The sequence below is a fragment of the Ureibacillus acetophenoni genome (assembly GCF_900220965.1).
Lineage (GTDB): Bacteria > Bacillota > Bacilli > Bacillales_A > Planococcaceae > Ureibacillus > Ureibacillus acetophenoni.
Map to the genome: position 1 here is coordinate 81,777 of NZ_OBQC01000002.1, position 14,472 is coordinate 96,248.

Sequence of the window (14,472 nt, forward strand, 5' to 3'; positions counted from 1 at the left end):
AAAGATTAATAGACTAAACTAAAGTATTATTTACTTACTAATTGACCGCCAGTTTCCATGTATTTCGAAATTCCTTCTGCAGCACGGTAAGCTAATGCGCCTACTGTACCTGTTGGGTTATATCCTGCGTTTTGAGGGAATGCATAAGCACCAACAACAAATAAGTTATCACAATCCCACATTTGTAGGTAGTTATTAACCGCAGATGTTTCAGGGTCAGCACCCATAATTACGCCACCTGTATTATGTGTAGATTGATATTCTGCAACATTATATGGTCCAAGCTCTCTACTTGTGTCAACGTGGTCTGCTCCCATTTCTAATAGAATCTGTTCACATTTTTCAGCTAAGAATTTCGTCAATTGACGATCTTGTTCTTCGATGTCAAATGTAATACGAGCTAGCGGATCACCGAAATCGTCAGTGTAGGTAGGGTCAAGGTCAATGTAATGTTGACGGTAAGCCATTGATGCACCTTCACCTTTAACTGATAAATAAGCGTTAGAATATTTAATAGATGCTTCTTTAAACTCAGCACCCCATGATTTAGTACCTGATGGAACAGCATTATTCGCAATTGGTCGTAATCCAGTTTGACCTAAGATAATCATACCACCGTGGATAAAGTCTAAATCAGTGTGGTCGAAGTTATCACCGTTGAAATCATCAATGATCATACCTAAACCAACTGAACCTGCAAAGTTATTGAATTTTTTACTCTCAAAGAATCCAGTTGCTGCATTTAATCTTATAGAATGAAAAACCAAGAATGGTGAACATTCTTGGTTTTTTCATTATCATTTTTTTACAGTGGAATATTACCATGCTTTTTAGCAGGTCTTGTTTCCTCTTTATTAGACAACATATCTAATGCTTGTACTAGCTTAATTCGTGTATCACGTGGATCAATTACATCATCAACCATCCCTCGTGAAGCTGCTACATAAGGATTTGCGAACTTTTTCTTATATTCTTCAATTTTTGCAGCGCGCGTCGCTTCTGGGTCTGGAGAATTTGCAATTTCATTGGCAAAAATAATATTAGCCGCGCCAGCTGCACCCATAACAGCAATTTCAGCATTTGGCCAAGCGAATACTAAATCGGCGCCAATGGATTTTGAGTTTAATGCAACATACGCTCCACCATATGCTTTACGTAAAATAACTGTAATTTTTGGAACAGTTGCTTCCGAATATGCATATAAGATTTTTGCGCCATGACGAATAATACCACCATGTTCTTGTTTTACCCCTGGGAAGAACCCAGATACATCCTCAAATGTAATAATTGGAATGTTAAATGCATCACAAGTTCTGATAAAACGAGCCGCTTTATCGGAAGAATCGATATCTAATCCACCTGCTAAAGCTTTTGGTTGATTACATACTAATCCAACAGATTCCCCAGCAATTCTAGCAAAACCTACAACGATATTTTTAGCAAATTCTGAATGGACTTCCATAAATGATCCTTCATCTACTACTTGTTCAACTACTTTACGAACATCATATGGTTTAGTCGGTTCAATTGGTACATAATCAATAATATCTGGACGATAGTCGTCACCTTCTGGACGTGGTAATTTAGGAGCCTTTTCCTTATTGTTTTGTGGTAAATAACTTAGTAATCTTTGAATCTGTTTAATAGATTCTTCTTCGTTAGGCGCTCGGAAATGTGCATTACCACTAATCGTATTATGAACTTTTGACCCACCTAAATCCTCAGATGAAATTTTCTCACCCGTCACTGTTTCAATAACTTTTGGTCCTGTAATAAACATTTGTGATGTTTTATCAACCATTAGAATGAAGTCAGTTATTGCAGGTGAGTAAACTGCTCCACCAGCTGATGGTCCCATAATGACAGAAATTTGAGGGATTACACCAGAGTAGATTGAATTTCGATAGAAAATATGACCATAACCATCTAATGACAGTACCCCTTCTTGAATACGAGCTCCACCTGAATCGTTAATACCGATAAATGGTGTACCGTTTTTAGCCGCTAAATCCATAACTGCTGCAATTTTCTTCGCATGCATTTCACCAAGGGCACCACCAAAAACAGTGAAATCTTGAGCAAATAAGTAAACGTTACGTCCATTAATTTTTCCAAATCCTGTTACAACACCATCACCAGGTCCTTTTTGCTTGTCCATTCCAAAATCACTTGTTCTATGTGTAATAAATGGATTAACCTCAACAAATGTTCCTTCATCAAGTAATAAGTCAATTCGTTCTCTAGCAGTTAACTTTCCTTTTTCGTGTTGCTTTTCAATTCTTTTATCTCCACCGCCAAGTTCGATTTCACGTTTCTTATCATATAATTCATTAATTTTATCATACATATCCATAGCCATTATTCCCCTTTGTCTGTTTTTTCATATAATTCATATAAAACACCAAAAGAATCTTTTGGATGTAAAAATGCCGCTTTTGAACCACCAGCTCCTGGAACAGGTTCTTCCGAAAGTATACGAACTCCCTTTTCACGCAATTCTGACATTTTTTGATATATGTCATTAACCTTAAAGGCAACGTGTTGAATACCTTCTCCACGTTTTTGAATATGATTATAAATAGCTCCCTCATCACTTAATGGCTCTAATAGTTCAATATGAACATTCCCTGCGTCAATAAAGGCTACTCGCACATTTTGTGATGGTACTTCTTCGACTCTTAAAAGTTTTAAACCTAGTATTTCAGTATAATATGTAATTTTTTCTTCTAGATTAGTTACTGCAATTCCAATGTGATCGATTTTTTCCATATAAACACTCCCCTTATCCCCTATTTTACATAATTTAAAAGATTCGCGCTACGTACTTGAGAATTTTTTCATATTTGATAAACTACTAATAGAACAAAAAGGAGCGATTATTTATATGAGTAATAAAAAGATTCAAAAAACAGTAGTTTATATTATGATAGCTATTATGATTATTTCAACATTTGCATTTGGACTAGCTATGTTTAATTAAAGAGAGCAGGGTGCCTCTTAATAAACATTTTGAATGCACCCTATTCGTTGGATCCTAATCTACATTTAACTCATTCACTTCTTACCTTTTAACCCCTTAAAGGTTTGCTTTATTTCCAAATATTCATCCATTTCCTCAATAAATTGATACAAGGATGCCATTGCGAGAAATTTTTCATGTGTTTCAGGCAATGGTAACTCTGCGAATTCTTTTTTCACTATATCTAGCTTATCTCTAAAAGTACGTGCAGTATTACCTGAATGGACATTTTCGCTTAATTCTTTCATAAAAGAAGCAACTAATTGTGCCTGTTGTACTATTACAGGTAGTGTTGTAATTTTTGGTAATACCCTTTCGATAATTTCAAGCTGTCTTTCCCTCATATCAAAGTAAAGGTAGTATTCATTTTCTCTACGTGTTAAGTGATTCTCAACGTCTATATAGGCAAGAGATTTTGCCTTATTTAAAAGCTTTTCAGCTTCAATTAACTCTCGGCCATCCCAATCTGTGTCTCCGACTTCTAAATATTTATAAATTTCAGAAAAAATAGTTTTGTATAATTCCTCTATCTCTATTCGATATTTGTCTAATCGCTTTTGAATATCTCCCATATATAAGTTCACTAATAGAGCAACACCAAAACCGACTGTCATTAATCCTAATTCATTATAAAATAAGGATAATGTAAAATTTGCTTCGGAATATATATGCATCATAATAACCGCACTTGAAATAAATCCAGCAGTAACACCGATCGATACAATAGAAGGAATAAATAGTAAAATCATTATTACAAGAACATACGGATTGTATCCAAATGTTTCAAACGCAATAAATGAATAGAGCATTCCTAGTAAACTTGCGACAAACCGTGTATAGACAGCATGTAATGATTTCTTTTTCGTAGTTTGTATACAGAGAATCGTAAGTATTGCTGCAGAGGTGAAAAACTGCAAACCGAGAGATTGTGCTATTGCTATTGATAATGCAGCACCTATTGCAGTTTTAACCGTCCGGTAGCCGATTCGAAATGGTTTTATACGGATTGCCCCCTATCTACAATCAAAATAAATGAACTCTTAAAGAAGAAATGTCCTTAAGTGAGCTCACTTAAGGACATATTTTTAGTTATTAAACTTCTTCACAATGTTCTTCGAAGTTAGCTTGTAAGTTTGTTATAACTGACATTGGATCGTGACCTTCAATTTCATGTCGACCAATTTCAGCCACAACTTTCCCATCTCTTAATAAGACAAATGATGGTGATGATGGAAGATGGTCTTCACCAAACATGTATCGAGCAGCTGCTGTCGCTTCTTTGTCTTGTCCAGCAAATACTGTTACTAGGTGATCTGGTCTTTTGTCGTAGTGTATAGCATTTGTTGCTGCAGGACGTGCAATACCTCCAGCGCAACCACAGACAGAGTTAACCATAACTAATGTAGTACCTGTACGAGCAAATGCTGATTCTACTTCCTCAGGTGTACGTAACTGTTCGTAGCCAGCTGCTTCCATTTCAGAACGTGCTGTTCTAGTAATTTCTTGCATAAATAAATCGTAATCCATATTCATAATTTCCACTCCTTTTACGTTCATATTTTAACACATTTATAAACTATATTAAGTATAAAAGACTTATTATAGTATAGGAATTTGTTCATCTACTCAAATAATCTTTTCACACCTTGCGTTACTGTGATATCACCATGTAAAATTGATTTTTCCAAATCATTTATTAAATTTTTATTGTCCTTATTGTTATAAAAACTTTCTATTAAATGATCTGTAATCATATTATGGAACCAATCTTTCGTTTGCTGAGATCTTCGCAAATCCCAAAATGATGATGATTTTACAGTTTCCTCAAATTTGCATATCATTTCCCATGTTTCTTTCAGCCCTGTTTTAGCTATAGATGAAACAGCAAGTGATGTACTCATCCAACCAGGTGTAGCCGGTTGTAAAAAATGAAGAATTTGTTTATATTCTCGTACAGTTTTTCTTGCACGATTCACATTATCACCATCGCTTTTATGAACAATGATGCCATCAGCTAATTCCATTATTCCTTTTTTCATTCCTTGTAACTCGTCTCCAGCGCCAGTAAGTACAAGTAGTAGGAAAAAATCAACCATTCCTCTAACATAAGTTTCACTTTGACCAACACCGACTGTTTCAATTAAGATAACGTCAAAACCAGCTGCTTCACACAGTAACATAGTTTCTCGTGTTTTTTTATGGACTCCACCTAGCGTTCCGGCACTCGGAGATGGTCTAACAAAAGCATTTGAGGTACGACTTAACTTTTCCATTCGCGTTTTATCGCCTAAAATACTTCCACCAGAAAGTGTTGAACTAGGATCTATTGCAAGAACTGCCACTTTTTTTCCCTTGTCACATAGCATCGTGCCAAAACTTTCGATAAAAGTACTTTTCCCTGCGCCAGGAACACCAGTTATACCGATTCGTATACTATTTCCTGTATAGGGTAACAACTCTTGTAATAGTTTTTGTGCCTGCTCCTTATGCTCACTATTTGAACTTTCAACTAGTGTAATCGCTCGAGACAAAGCGATTCGATTACCAGAGCGAATGTCAGCCGCCAACTTTTGAAGATCGAACTTATCGTCTTTCTTCTTTCGAAACTTTTTAGGCGAAATTTTAGATAATCCATCATGTCCACCCTTTACACCATCCATGACAAAAAGTGCACTCTCTTCAGTCCCCTTTTGCTCTTTCATTATTCAGACACTTCCTCGTAGCCTAAACGTTTATAAATTTCTTCAATAATTTTCATCGCAGAAATTGGAATTACGCTACCTGGTCCAAAAATTGCTACAGCACCAGCTTCATAAAGGAATTCATAATCTTGTGCTGGGATGACTCCCCCTACAATGACAATAATGTCTTCACGTCCTAATTTTTTCAGTTCTTCTATTAATTCAGGTACTAATGTTTTATGTCCTGCAGCTAAAGAAGATACTCCTACACAATGAACATCATTTTCTACAGCCATAATTGCAGCTTCTTCTGGAGTCATGAACAATGGTGAGATATCAACATCAAATCCTAAATCTGCATAACCAGTTGCTACAACTTTTGCACCGCGGTCATGCCCATCTTGACCCATTTTTGCAACTAAAATACGTGGACGTCTTCCTTCATTTTCTAAAAATTCATTTGTCATTTGTTTTACTTCTGCAATTAATTCCTCGTCAGAGAAGTTAGATGAGTAAATTCCTGAAATTGAACGAATGATTGCTTTATGTCGGCCAGAAACTTTTTCAATAGCATCTGAAATTTCTCCTAAGGATGCGCGAGCTCTTGCAGCATCCACTGCCACTGCAAGCAAATTCTCTTCACCAGTTTCAGCAGCACGTGTTAAACGGGCTAAATGCTTTTGTACTTCTTCTTCATTTCTCTCAGCTTTCATTTTTTCAAGTCTTTCAATTTGTTTTTGTCTTACAATTGTATTATCGATATTAAGAATATCAATAGGTTCTTCTACATCAAGGCGGTATTTATTCACCCCGATAATTGTTTCTGTTTTCGAATCGATCTTTGCCTGACGTTTTGCAGCAGCTTCCTCTACTTTCATTTTTGGAAGTCCTGTTTCAATGGCTTTTGCCATGCCACCTAATTCTTCAATTTCATCAATTAAATCCCATGCTTTTTCAGTCAGTTCTTCTGTTAATTTTTCTACGTAATATGACCCACCCCAGGGATCAATCACTTTCGTCATTCCTGTTTCTTCTTGTAGGAACAATTGTGTGTTACGAGCAATACGAGCAGAGAAATCTGTAGGTAATGCAATCGCTTCATCTAATGCATTTGTATGAAGTGATTGAGTGTGCCCCATGCTAGCCGCATTAGCTTCGATAAGCGTACGCGTAACATTATTAAACGGATCTTGTTCTGTCAAAGACCAACCAGAAGTTTGTGAGTGTGTACGTAATGCAAGTGATTTTGGATTTTTCGGATTAAATGTACTCATCATTTGAGCCCAAATTCTTCGTGCTGCACGCATCTTTGCAACTTCCATGTAGTAATTCATTCCAATACCCCAGAAGAATGATAACCTAGGTGCGAATGAATCAATATCGATTCCTGCTTTAAGACCAGTACGAACATACTCTAATCCGTCTGCAAGTGTATATGCTAATTCAATATCCGCTGTCGCTCCTGCTTCTTGAATATGATAGCCAGAAATCGAAATGGAATTGAATTTAGGCATAAATTTACTTGTAAATTCAAATATATCTGCAATGATTTTCATTGACATAGCCGGTGGATAAATATATGTGTTCCTTACCATATATTCTTTTAAAATGTCATTTTGAATTGTACCTGCAAGTTTTTCTGGTGTTACACCTTGCTCTTCAGCAGCTACAATATAGAATGCCATAATTGGTAATACAGCACCGTTCATCGTCATTGATACTGACATTTGATCGAGTGGGATTCCATCGAACAATATTTTCATATCTTCAATTGAATCAATGGCAACCCCTGCTTTACCTACATCTCCTTTTACGCGAGGGTGATCAGAATCATAGCCGCGGTGAGTCGCTAAGTCAAAGGCAACTGACAACCCTTTTTGCCCCATTGCTAAATTCCGACGGTAAAATGCATTCGATTCTTCTGCAGTAGAAAACCCTGCATATTGACGAACAGTCCAAGGGCGTGCTACATACATCGTTGGATATGGACCCCGCGTATTTGGAGCAATACCAGCACTATCGTTTAAATGTTTTGCGTCTTGAACATCTTCTTTTACATAAAGATCTTTTACTTCAATACCTTCATTCGTTAAAAATGAGTTTGAAGATGTTAAATTTTCATCAATTAAAACTTGCTCAATATTTACTGCCTTGAAATTTGCACTCATGCTTGTACCCCCCTCAAACTAAGAGCTACTGAATTCAGTTTTTCAATAATGTTTTGACCAGCATAAATAAAACCGTTTAACCCATTTGCTAACCATTTTTCTTCTTCATCTTTAAAGCGCCCAGCTACATCAAGTAATAACTTTTGTGGCTTATTAGCTAATAGTTCTGGTACAATCGCTTTTGTATCTTCATCTGTTGTTGCAATAACAACATAATCATATTTACTATTAGTTAGCCATTCTTTAGCAGCTTCTATCGATTTTAATTCACCTGATTGCTCACTAATTATCCCTGCAGTTGATAACAATCCTGAAACAAAGTCTGCACGAGCTTTAAAATTTTTAAGTTCGCCATATGTTAAAATAGCCACTTTTGGTTGAATTGACTGGTAAGTTGCCCGTAATTCCTCAAATGGTATTGCAAAACGTTTTACCTTCTCAAATAGGGGGTTTGTATCATTTGATAGCTCATCCACTGGATTAGCATAAATATTTGTTCCTATTAGCGATTGTTTTCTAGTTGCTAAAGCATTCTGTCTAATTGTATTCACTTCTTCTAAATATTTAGCAAGTTTTCCATTTTGAATAAATGAATCAATTCCGCCATCTTCTTCTATTTCTAAAAATAGCTCCCAAGCCTTTTCAACATATTCTGCCGTTAAAGTTTCGATGAAATACGAACCACCCGATGGATCGATTACGTTTTGAACAAGAGACTCTTCTTTCAATACTAGAACGACATTTCGGGCAATTCGGATAGATTGATCTGTTGGATTAGTTAGTACATCGTGAGGATGGACAGTAATTAAATCAGCACCACCTATGAGTGCTGAAAATGCTTCGTTTCCTCCACGCAGTAAATTTACATAAAGATCCAAGTTCGAGTAACTTCTTAATGATGTTTCCACAACAATCGGTAATGGAATTGTTTCAGAAATTCCATATGCAGATGAAAATGCCTTCCACAAAACTTTAATAGCTCGTAACTTCGCTATTTCTGAGAAAAATTGTGTATCAATTGCAAAGTTAACAAAAAATTTGTTAGCGAACGACTCAAAATTATTTTCACCAATATATTTGCGTGCAATTGCTAAAGTTAACGCTAACTCTTGAACTGCATTTGCACCTTCATAGTGAAATGGAATAGTATTCGCACAAAAAGTGCGCACATTTGGATAACTATTTAGATTGATTGGTTCTTCTGAAATGATATATCCTTTTACATATTCACGTTTTTTTTCTTCAATTCTATCAAATAATCTTAACAGATTATCAGATGAATCTTGAACAATAAGTTTAAATTCATTGTTTGAAATGATATCAGCAAGTCTATTTAATGAATTTTCAGACCATTTAAAAGAAAAACGACTATCGATTGTTAATACAGAATTCCCTCGCTCTAAGCTATCTGTTAAATTAGCAAAAAATTCTTCTTCAGTATTTCCGAAAATTTGTTGAGCACAAGAGAAACCCTCTGATGCTTTTACCTTTCGAACAGTCGTGATTTGTTTTTCTAAATGTTCCCCTAGCTTGTCTATTAATGTTTCTTGTGTGTATAAAGGTTGAAGCGTAACTCCTTCTGTTGTTTTAGTGAAAAGAGATTCAAATGGTTTACCCTTCAGTGCATTTATTGCTTGTTCTTTCCATTGTTCATAACTAACAGATTCAAATTGGATATCTTTCATTTTTGACATACTTTCGCTAAATAGCTGCCCCCTTTATGATGTCTTAATAATATTTTACAATAGAAAGACTTTCCATTAAAGTATAAAAAAATAATGGAAGCCTATAATTAATGGCTTCCACTACAATATTTTTAATATATAGACATATTACTAGCATCCGTACTTTCTAGAATTGATTTAACTCGATTTAAAAATCTTCCAGCTACTAAACCATCTAGTACTCGATGATCAATAGATAAACATAAATTTACCATATCTCTAGCAGCAAACATTCCACCATTCAAAATGACTGGTTTTTTCACAATCGATTCAACTTGTAAAATTGCAGCTTGTGGATAATTAATAATTCCCATAGATTGTACAGAACCGAAGGAACCTGTATTATTTACCGTAAATGTTCCACCTTCGATATGTTCTGAACGTAACTTACCTGCTCTAACAATTTTGGATAATTCATTAATTTCCTTTGCAATTCCTTTAATAGACTTGTCATCTGCGTTCTTTATAACCGGCACAAAAAGAGAGTCTTCTGTTGCAACTGCAATAGATACATTAATTGCTTTTTTCTGAATAATTTTATCCCCGGCCCATACTGAGTTCATGATTGGGTATTCTTTCAAAGCAATAGCAACGGCCTTAATGAAGAATGCAAAATATGTTAAATTAAACCCTTCTTTTTCCTTAAACTCAGTTTTGATACTTTCACGATAATTAACTAAGTTAGTAACATCGACTTCCATCATCATCCAAGCATGGGGAATCTCCGTTTTACTACGCACCATGTTATTAGCTATAGCTCTTCGAATTGATGTTACTGGAATTTCTATATCACCATGTGCTGTTACTTGAACAGGTTCAGTTTTTTGTTTGACAGGCTCTACTTGAGAAACAGAAATTGATGTTTCTGAAGTTGATGTATTATTTGAATCATTTGAAACTAGTTGATCGACTCCACCTGATTCAATTAATTTTAATAAATCCTTACGCGTAATTCTTCCATCTAACCCAGAGCCATTCACTAAATCGAGGTTAATATTATGTTCCTGTGCAATTTTCAAAACCGCTGGAGAATATCTTGCTTTTTTATTGGACACGTTCTTATTCTCTGGAGCTGATTTTTGAATTTCAGTTGTTTCCGGTTTAACAATTTCAACTGTTGTTTTAGACTTCTGTCCCGAACTATCTCCTACCTGTAATGTACACACAACAGTACCTACAGCTAAAGTTTCGCCTTCTTTTGCAATTAGTTCATGTACAACACCAGAAAAGGATGAAGGAATTTCTGCGTTTACCTTATCTGTTACTACTTCAGCAAGGGGATCGTATTTGTTAACAACATCACCCGGTTTTACTAACCATTTTTCAATGGTACCTTCTGTTACACTTTCACCTAACTGGGGCATTAATATATTTTCAATTGGCATCACTACACCTCCATTAAAAAGCAGCTAATTCACGCATTGCCTGCTCAATTTTTTCAGGATTTATCATAAAGAATTTTTCCATAGTTGGTGAATAAGGCATTGCAGGAACATCTGGTCCAGCTAAACGTTTAATTGGCGCATCAAGTTCAAATAAACATTCCTCTGCAATGATGGCAGATACTTCACTCATAATACTGCCTTCTTTGTTATCCTCCGTAACTAATAGAACTTTACCTGTTTTACTTGCTGCTTCAACGATTGCCTCTTTATCCAGTGGATAAACCGTTCTTAAATCAAGAATGTGAGCTTCTATTCCATCAGCAGCGAGTCTTTCTGCAGCTTGCAATGCAAAATGGACAGCTAAACCGTAAGTAATGACTGTAATATCATCACCTTCACGTTTTACATCAGCTTTCCCAATAGGCAATACATAATCATCAGTTGGTACTTCACCTTTAATTAAACGGTAGGCACGCTTATGTTCGAAGAATAATACTGGGTCCTCATCGCGGATTGCTGCTTTTAGCAATCCTTTTGCTTCATAAGGAGTAGAAGGAATAACAATTTTTAATCCTGGTGTACCTGCAAATAGTGCTTCCACTGATTGAGAATGATATAATGCCCCATGTACTCCACCACCAAATGGAGCACGTATAACTAGTGGACAGTTCCAATCATTATTAGATCGATATCTAATTTTTGCAGCTTCTGAAACTATTTGGTTAACAGCAGGCATGATAAAGTCTGCAAATTGCATTTCTGCAATCGGCCTCATTCCTACCATTGCAGCACCAATCGCAACTCCTGCGATTGCACTTTCAGCTAACGGTGTGTCTAGAACTCGATATTCACCAAATTGGTTATAAAGTCCTTGAGTTGCTTTAAACACTCCACCTTTTAGCCCTACATCTTCACCTAAAATAAAAACACTTTCGTCTCGTTCCATTTCTTCTTTCATTGCTAAATTAATAGCTTCTATAAAAGACAGTACAGCCATTATTCACCAGCCCCTTCCGCATAGACATGTTTAAGCGCATGTTCAGGTGGAGAGTAAGGAGCTTCTTCTGCATAATCTGTTGCTTCATTGACAACATTCATGACTCGTACATTCATTTCATTCAACAAATCGTCAGATGCAACTCCAGTATCTTTCAAGTAATTTTCAAAACGATTTATAGGATCATTTGCTCTACCCTGAGCAATATCATCGGCTGAACGATATTGTCTGTCATCATCATCTGATGAGTGGGCTGTCAGTCGATAAGTAATCGCTTCTATAAGAGTTGGACCTTCTCCAGCTCTCGCCCGATCAGCAGCTTCTTTTACTGCTTGATAAACCGCTAAGGGGTTCATTCCATCAACAGTAACACCAGGCATACCATAGCCAATTGCTCGATCAGATACTTTTTCATTACCTAATTGTTTTTCAATTGGAACACTAATGGCATACTTATTATTTTCAACCATCGTAATAACAGGTAATTTATGAACACCTGCAAAATTAAGCCCTTCATGAAAATCCCCCTGGTTAGTGGAACCTTCACCTAATGTAACGAAAGATACATAGTCTTTGTTTTGCATTTTAGCTACTAGAGCTACACCTACCGCATGTGGTATCTGTGTTGCAACCGGAGATGATCCAGTTAATATTCGATTTTTCTTCTGTCCAAAGTGACCAGGCATCTGACGACCACCTGAGTTTGGGTCTTCTGCTTTTGCAAAGGCAGATAGCATTAAATCTTTTGCTGTCATACCAAAATGTAATACAACTCCCATATCACGATAATACGGGGCAATATAATCTTTTGTTTTATCCAACGCGTAAGCGGCACCTACTTGCGCAGCTTCTTGACCCTGACAAGAGATAACAAAGGCTATTTTACCTGCACGATTTAATAGCCACATACGCTCATCAATTCTTCTTGCCATTAGCATAGTTTCATACATATTTAATACATCTTCGTCTGTTAACCCTAACTTTTTATGATGTAAATTCCCATTAGTCAAACAAATCATCCCCTTTCTATTAAATTAACCATGTTTAGTAATGGATTGCCCTTCCATCAACACTTAAAGCTGCTTCCCCAATCACTTCACTTAATGTAGGATGCGGATGTATAGTTTCACCTATTTCCCATGGTGTTGCATCTAATAACATTGCTAAAGATGCTTCGGAAATTAAATCCGTTACATGTGGACCAATCATATGAACTCCTAGTAAATCATTCGTATCTTGATCGGCAATTATTTTTACGAACCCTTCCATATCTCCATAAACTAAAGCTTTACCAATCGCTTTAAATGGAAATCTTCCTACTTTGATGTTCATCCCTAGATTTTTTGCTTTTTCTTCAGTTATACCAATACTCGCTGCTTCTGGGTTTGAATAAATACATCTTGCAATATTTTCATAGCGAATATTTTTAATAGTTCCATTTACTATATGTTCTACAGCAGCGATTCCTTCATGTGAAGCAACATGTGCCAATTGTAATCCACCAATACAGTCACCTATTGCATAAATATGTTTTTCTTTCGTTTGGTACGCTTCATTTACTTTAATAAAGCTAGATTCTAACTCTATTTCAGTATTATCCAGACCAATATCAGAAATATTCCCTTTTCGACCTACGGATACTAACATTTTTTCTGCTTCAATTCGTTTTTCTTCATCATCAATTAAAATAGTAGCTTTTATATTCTTATCTGAAAGATTAAGTTTATCTGTTTGAAGGAATGCATTTGTATAGATTTCAATTCCACGTTTTTTTAGCATTTTCGCCATTTCATTTGCGATATCACTATCTTCAGAAGGCAGTATTTGTTTACTAGTCTCAATAATCGTTACTTTCACGCCAAAATCTGTAAGCATAGAAGCCCATTCTATACCAATTACTCCTCCACCAATAATGAGCATAGACTTTGGAAGTTCCGACATTTCCAGTGCGTGATCTGAGTTTAATACCTTTTTACCATCTGGTATTAGTCCTTCGAGATTTCTCGGGGTAGAACCAGTTGCTATTATAATATTTTTTGGAATGAGCATTTCATTTTCTTCGCCTTCTTTTTCAACAGAAATAGTTCCTGCCATAGGTGAAAAAATAGAAGGCCCTAGAATTCTTCCCGTTCCATAATAGACATCAATTTTCCCTTTTTTTATAAGGCCTTTCACTCCGTTATGGAGTTGCTCGACAATATTATTTTTTCTTTTTTGCACTGCATTAAAATTCACTCGAACTGCAGCTACTTCGATTCCAAAATCACTTGCATTTTTTGATTGCTGGTATACTTCCGCGCTTCGGAGTAATGCTTTACTTGGAATACATCCCTTATGCAAGCAAGTACCTCCAAGTTTTTCTTTCTCAACAATAGCAGTGGACAAACCAAGCTGGCTTGCTCTTATCGCAGCTACATAGCCACCTGTTCCACCACCAAGAATGACTAAATCATATTCACGAGACATAAAGAATCCCCCTTGAAAAATTTGAGAATGAA

The 14,472-nt window shown here is 36.0% G+C and carries 12 protein-coding genes and 2 pseudogenes; 1 reads left to right on the forward strand and 13 read right to left on the reverse strand.

The genetic code is table 11. From position 1 onward, the window contains the following. Positions 1-26: 26 nt before the first annotated feature. The 3 genes and pseudogenes from CRO45_RS03105 to mce all read right to left on the reverse strand — a co-directional run. Positions 27-737, reverse strand: a pseudogene (locus tag CRO45_RS03105) (GMC oxidoreductase); the annotation flags it as partial. Between the two features lie 68 nt (positions 738-805). After that, complete coding sequence (locus tag CRO45_RS03110) at positions 806-2,353, reverse strand: acyl-CoA carboxylase subunit beta (protein WP_097148636.1); 1,548 nt, start codon at positions 2,351-2,353, stop codon at positions 806-808. Positions 2,354-2,358: 5 nt separating this feature from the next. After that, a complete protein-coding gene (gene mce, locus CRO45_RS03115) occupies positions 2,359-2,769 on the reverse strand; it encodes a methylmalonyl-CoA epimerase (protein WP_097148182.1) in 411 nt (136 codons plus the stop codon). A gap of 115 nt (positions 2,770-2,884) precedes the next feature. Here mce and prli42 point away from each other — a divergent pair, with 115 nt between their 5' ends. Continuing rightward, a complete protein-coding gene (gene prli42, locus CRO45_RS19980) occupies positions 2,885-2,980 on the forward strand; it encodes a stressosome-associated protein Prli42 (protein ID WP_170949394.1) in 96 nt (31 codons plus the stop codon). Between the two features lie 74 nt (positions 2,981-3,054). On the opposite strand, the gene CRO45_RS03120 is transcribed toward prli42, so the two are convergent. The 10 genes and pseudogenes from CRO45_RS03120 to lpdA form a co-directional block, all read right to left on the reverse strand. Further along, positions 3,055-4,020 carry an aromatic acid exporter family protein gene (locus CRO45_RS03120; protein WP_097148183.1) on the reverse strand — a complete coding sequence of 322 codons (966 nt, stop codon included), beginning with the start codon at positions 4,018-4,020 and terminating at the stop codon, positions 3,055-3,057. Between the two features lie 91 nt (positions 4,021-4,111). Then, on the reverse strand, positions 4,112-4,552 hold the full coding sequence (locus CRO45_RS03125; RefSeq protein ID WP_097148184.1) for a BrxA/BrxB family bacilliredoxin: 441 nt from the start codon (positions 4,550-4,552) through the stop codon (positions 4,112-4,114). A gap of 89 nt (positions 4,553-4,641) precedes the next feature. Further along, complete coding sequence (gene meaB / locus CRO45_RS03130; protein ID WP_097148185.1) at positions 4,642-5,721, reverse strand: methylmalonyl Co-A mutase-associated GTPase MeaB; 1,080 nt, start codon at positions 5,719-5,721, stop codon at positions 4,642-4,644. After that, positions 5,721-7,868: a methylmalonyl-CoA mutase gene (gene scpA, locus CRO45_RS03135; RefSeq protein ID WP_097148186.1), complete on the reverse strand. Its 2,148-nt coding sequence runs from the start codon at positions 7,866-7,868 to the stop codon at positions 5,721-5,723. The genes meaB and scpA overlap by 1 nt, the downstream gene beginning before the upstream one ends. Further along, entirely contained in the window at positions 7,865-9,553 is a 1,689-nt protein-coding gene (locus CRO45_RS03140; protein ID WP_097148637.1) for a methylmalonyl-CoA mutase family protein, read from the reverse strand. Before CRO45_RS03140 ends, scpA begins: the two co-directional genes overlap by 4 nt. Before the next feature lie 131 nt (positions 9,554-9,684). Next, entirely contained in the window at positions 9,685-10,518 is an 834-nt protein-coding gene (locus tag CRO45_RS20425) for a dihydrolipoamide acetyltransferase family protein (RefSeq protein WP_408057109.1), read from the reverse strand. Further along, positions 10,506-10,977, reverse strand: a pseudogene (locus tag CRO45_RS20430) (biotin/lipoyl-containing protein); the annotation flags it as partial. The pseudogene CRO45_RS20430 and the gene CRO45_RS20425, both read right to left, overlap by 13 nt. A gap of 13 nt (positions 10,978-10,990) precedes the next feature. Further along, positions 10,991-11,974: an alpha-ketoacid dehydrogenase subunit beta gene (locus tag CRO45_RS03150; protein WP_097148188.1), complete on the reverse strand. Its 984-nt coding sequence runs from the start codon at positions 11,972-11,974 to the stop codon at positions 10,991-10,993. Continuing rightward, positions 11,974-12,924 (reverse strand): thiamine pyrophosphate-dependent dehydrogenase E1 component subunit alpha, encoded by a 951-nt coding sequence (locus CRO45_RS03155; RefSeq protein WP_235864524.1) that lies wholly within the window; start codon positions 12,922-12,924, stop codon positions 11,974-11,976. The genes CRO45_RS03150 and CRO45_RS03155 overlap by 1 nt, the downstream gene beginning before the upstream one ends. Positions 12,925-13,018: 94 nt before the next feature. Further along, positions 13,019-14,440, reverse strand: a complete 1,422-nt coding sequence (gene lpdA, locus CRO45_RS03160) for a dihydrolipoyl dehydrogenase (RefSeq protein ID WP_097148190.1) — start codon at positions 14,438-14,440, stop codon at positions 13,019-13,021. Between the last annotated feature and the right edge of the window lie 32 nt (positions 14,441-14,472).

Bases quoted from the DNA above. Each gene is read 5' to 3' on its own strand.
- scpA (WP_097148186.1), bottom strand. From the start codon at position 7,868: ATGAGTGCAAATTTCAAGGCAGTAAATATTGAGCAAGTTTTAATTGAT.
- prli42 (WP_170949394.1), top strand. From the start codon at position 2,885: ATGAGTAATAAAAAGATTCAAAAAACAGTAGTTTATATTATGATAGCT.
- CRO45_RS03155 (WP_235864524.1), bottom strand. From the start codon at position 12,924: ATGTATGAAACTATGCTAATGGCAAGAAGAATTGATGAGCGTATGTGG.
- CRO45_RS03125 (WP_097148184.1), bottom strand. From the start codon at position 4,552: ATGAATATGGATTACGATTTATTTATGCAAGAAATTACTAGAACAGCA.
- mce (WP_097148182.1), bottom strand. From the start codon at position 2,769: ATGGAAAAAATCGATCACATTGGAATTGCAGTAACTAATCTAGAAGAA.
- meaB (WP_097148185.1), bottom strand. From the start codon at position 5,721: ATGAAAGAGCAAAAGGGGACTGAAGAGAGTGCACTTTTTGTCATGGAT.
- CRO45_RS03140 (WP_097148637.1), bottom strand. From the start codon at position 9,553: ATGAAAGATATCCAATTTGAATCTGTTAGTTATGAACAATGGAAAGAA.
- lpdA (WP_097148190.1), bottom strand. From the start codon at position 14,440: ATGTCTCGTGAATATGATTTAGTCATTCTTGGTGGTGGAACAGGTGGC.
- CRO45_RS03150 (WP_097148188.1), bottom strand. From the start codon at position 11,974: ATGGCTGTACTGTCTTTTATAGAAGCTATTAATTTAGCAATGAAAGAA.
- CRO45_RS03110 (WP_097148636.1), bottom strand. From the start codon at position 2,353: ATGGATATGTATGATAAAATTAATGAATTATATGATAAGAAACGTGAA.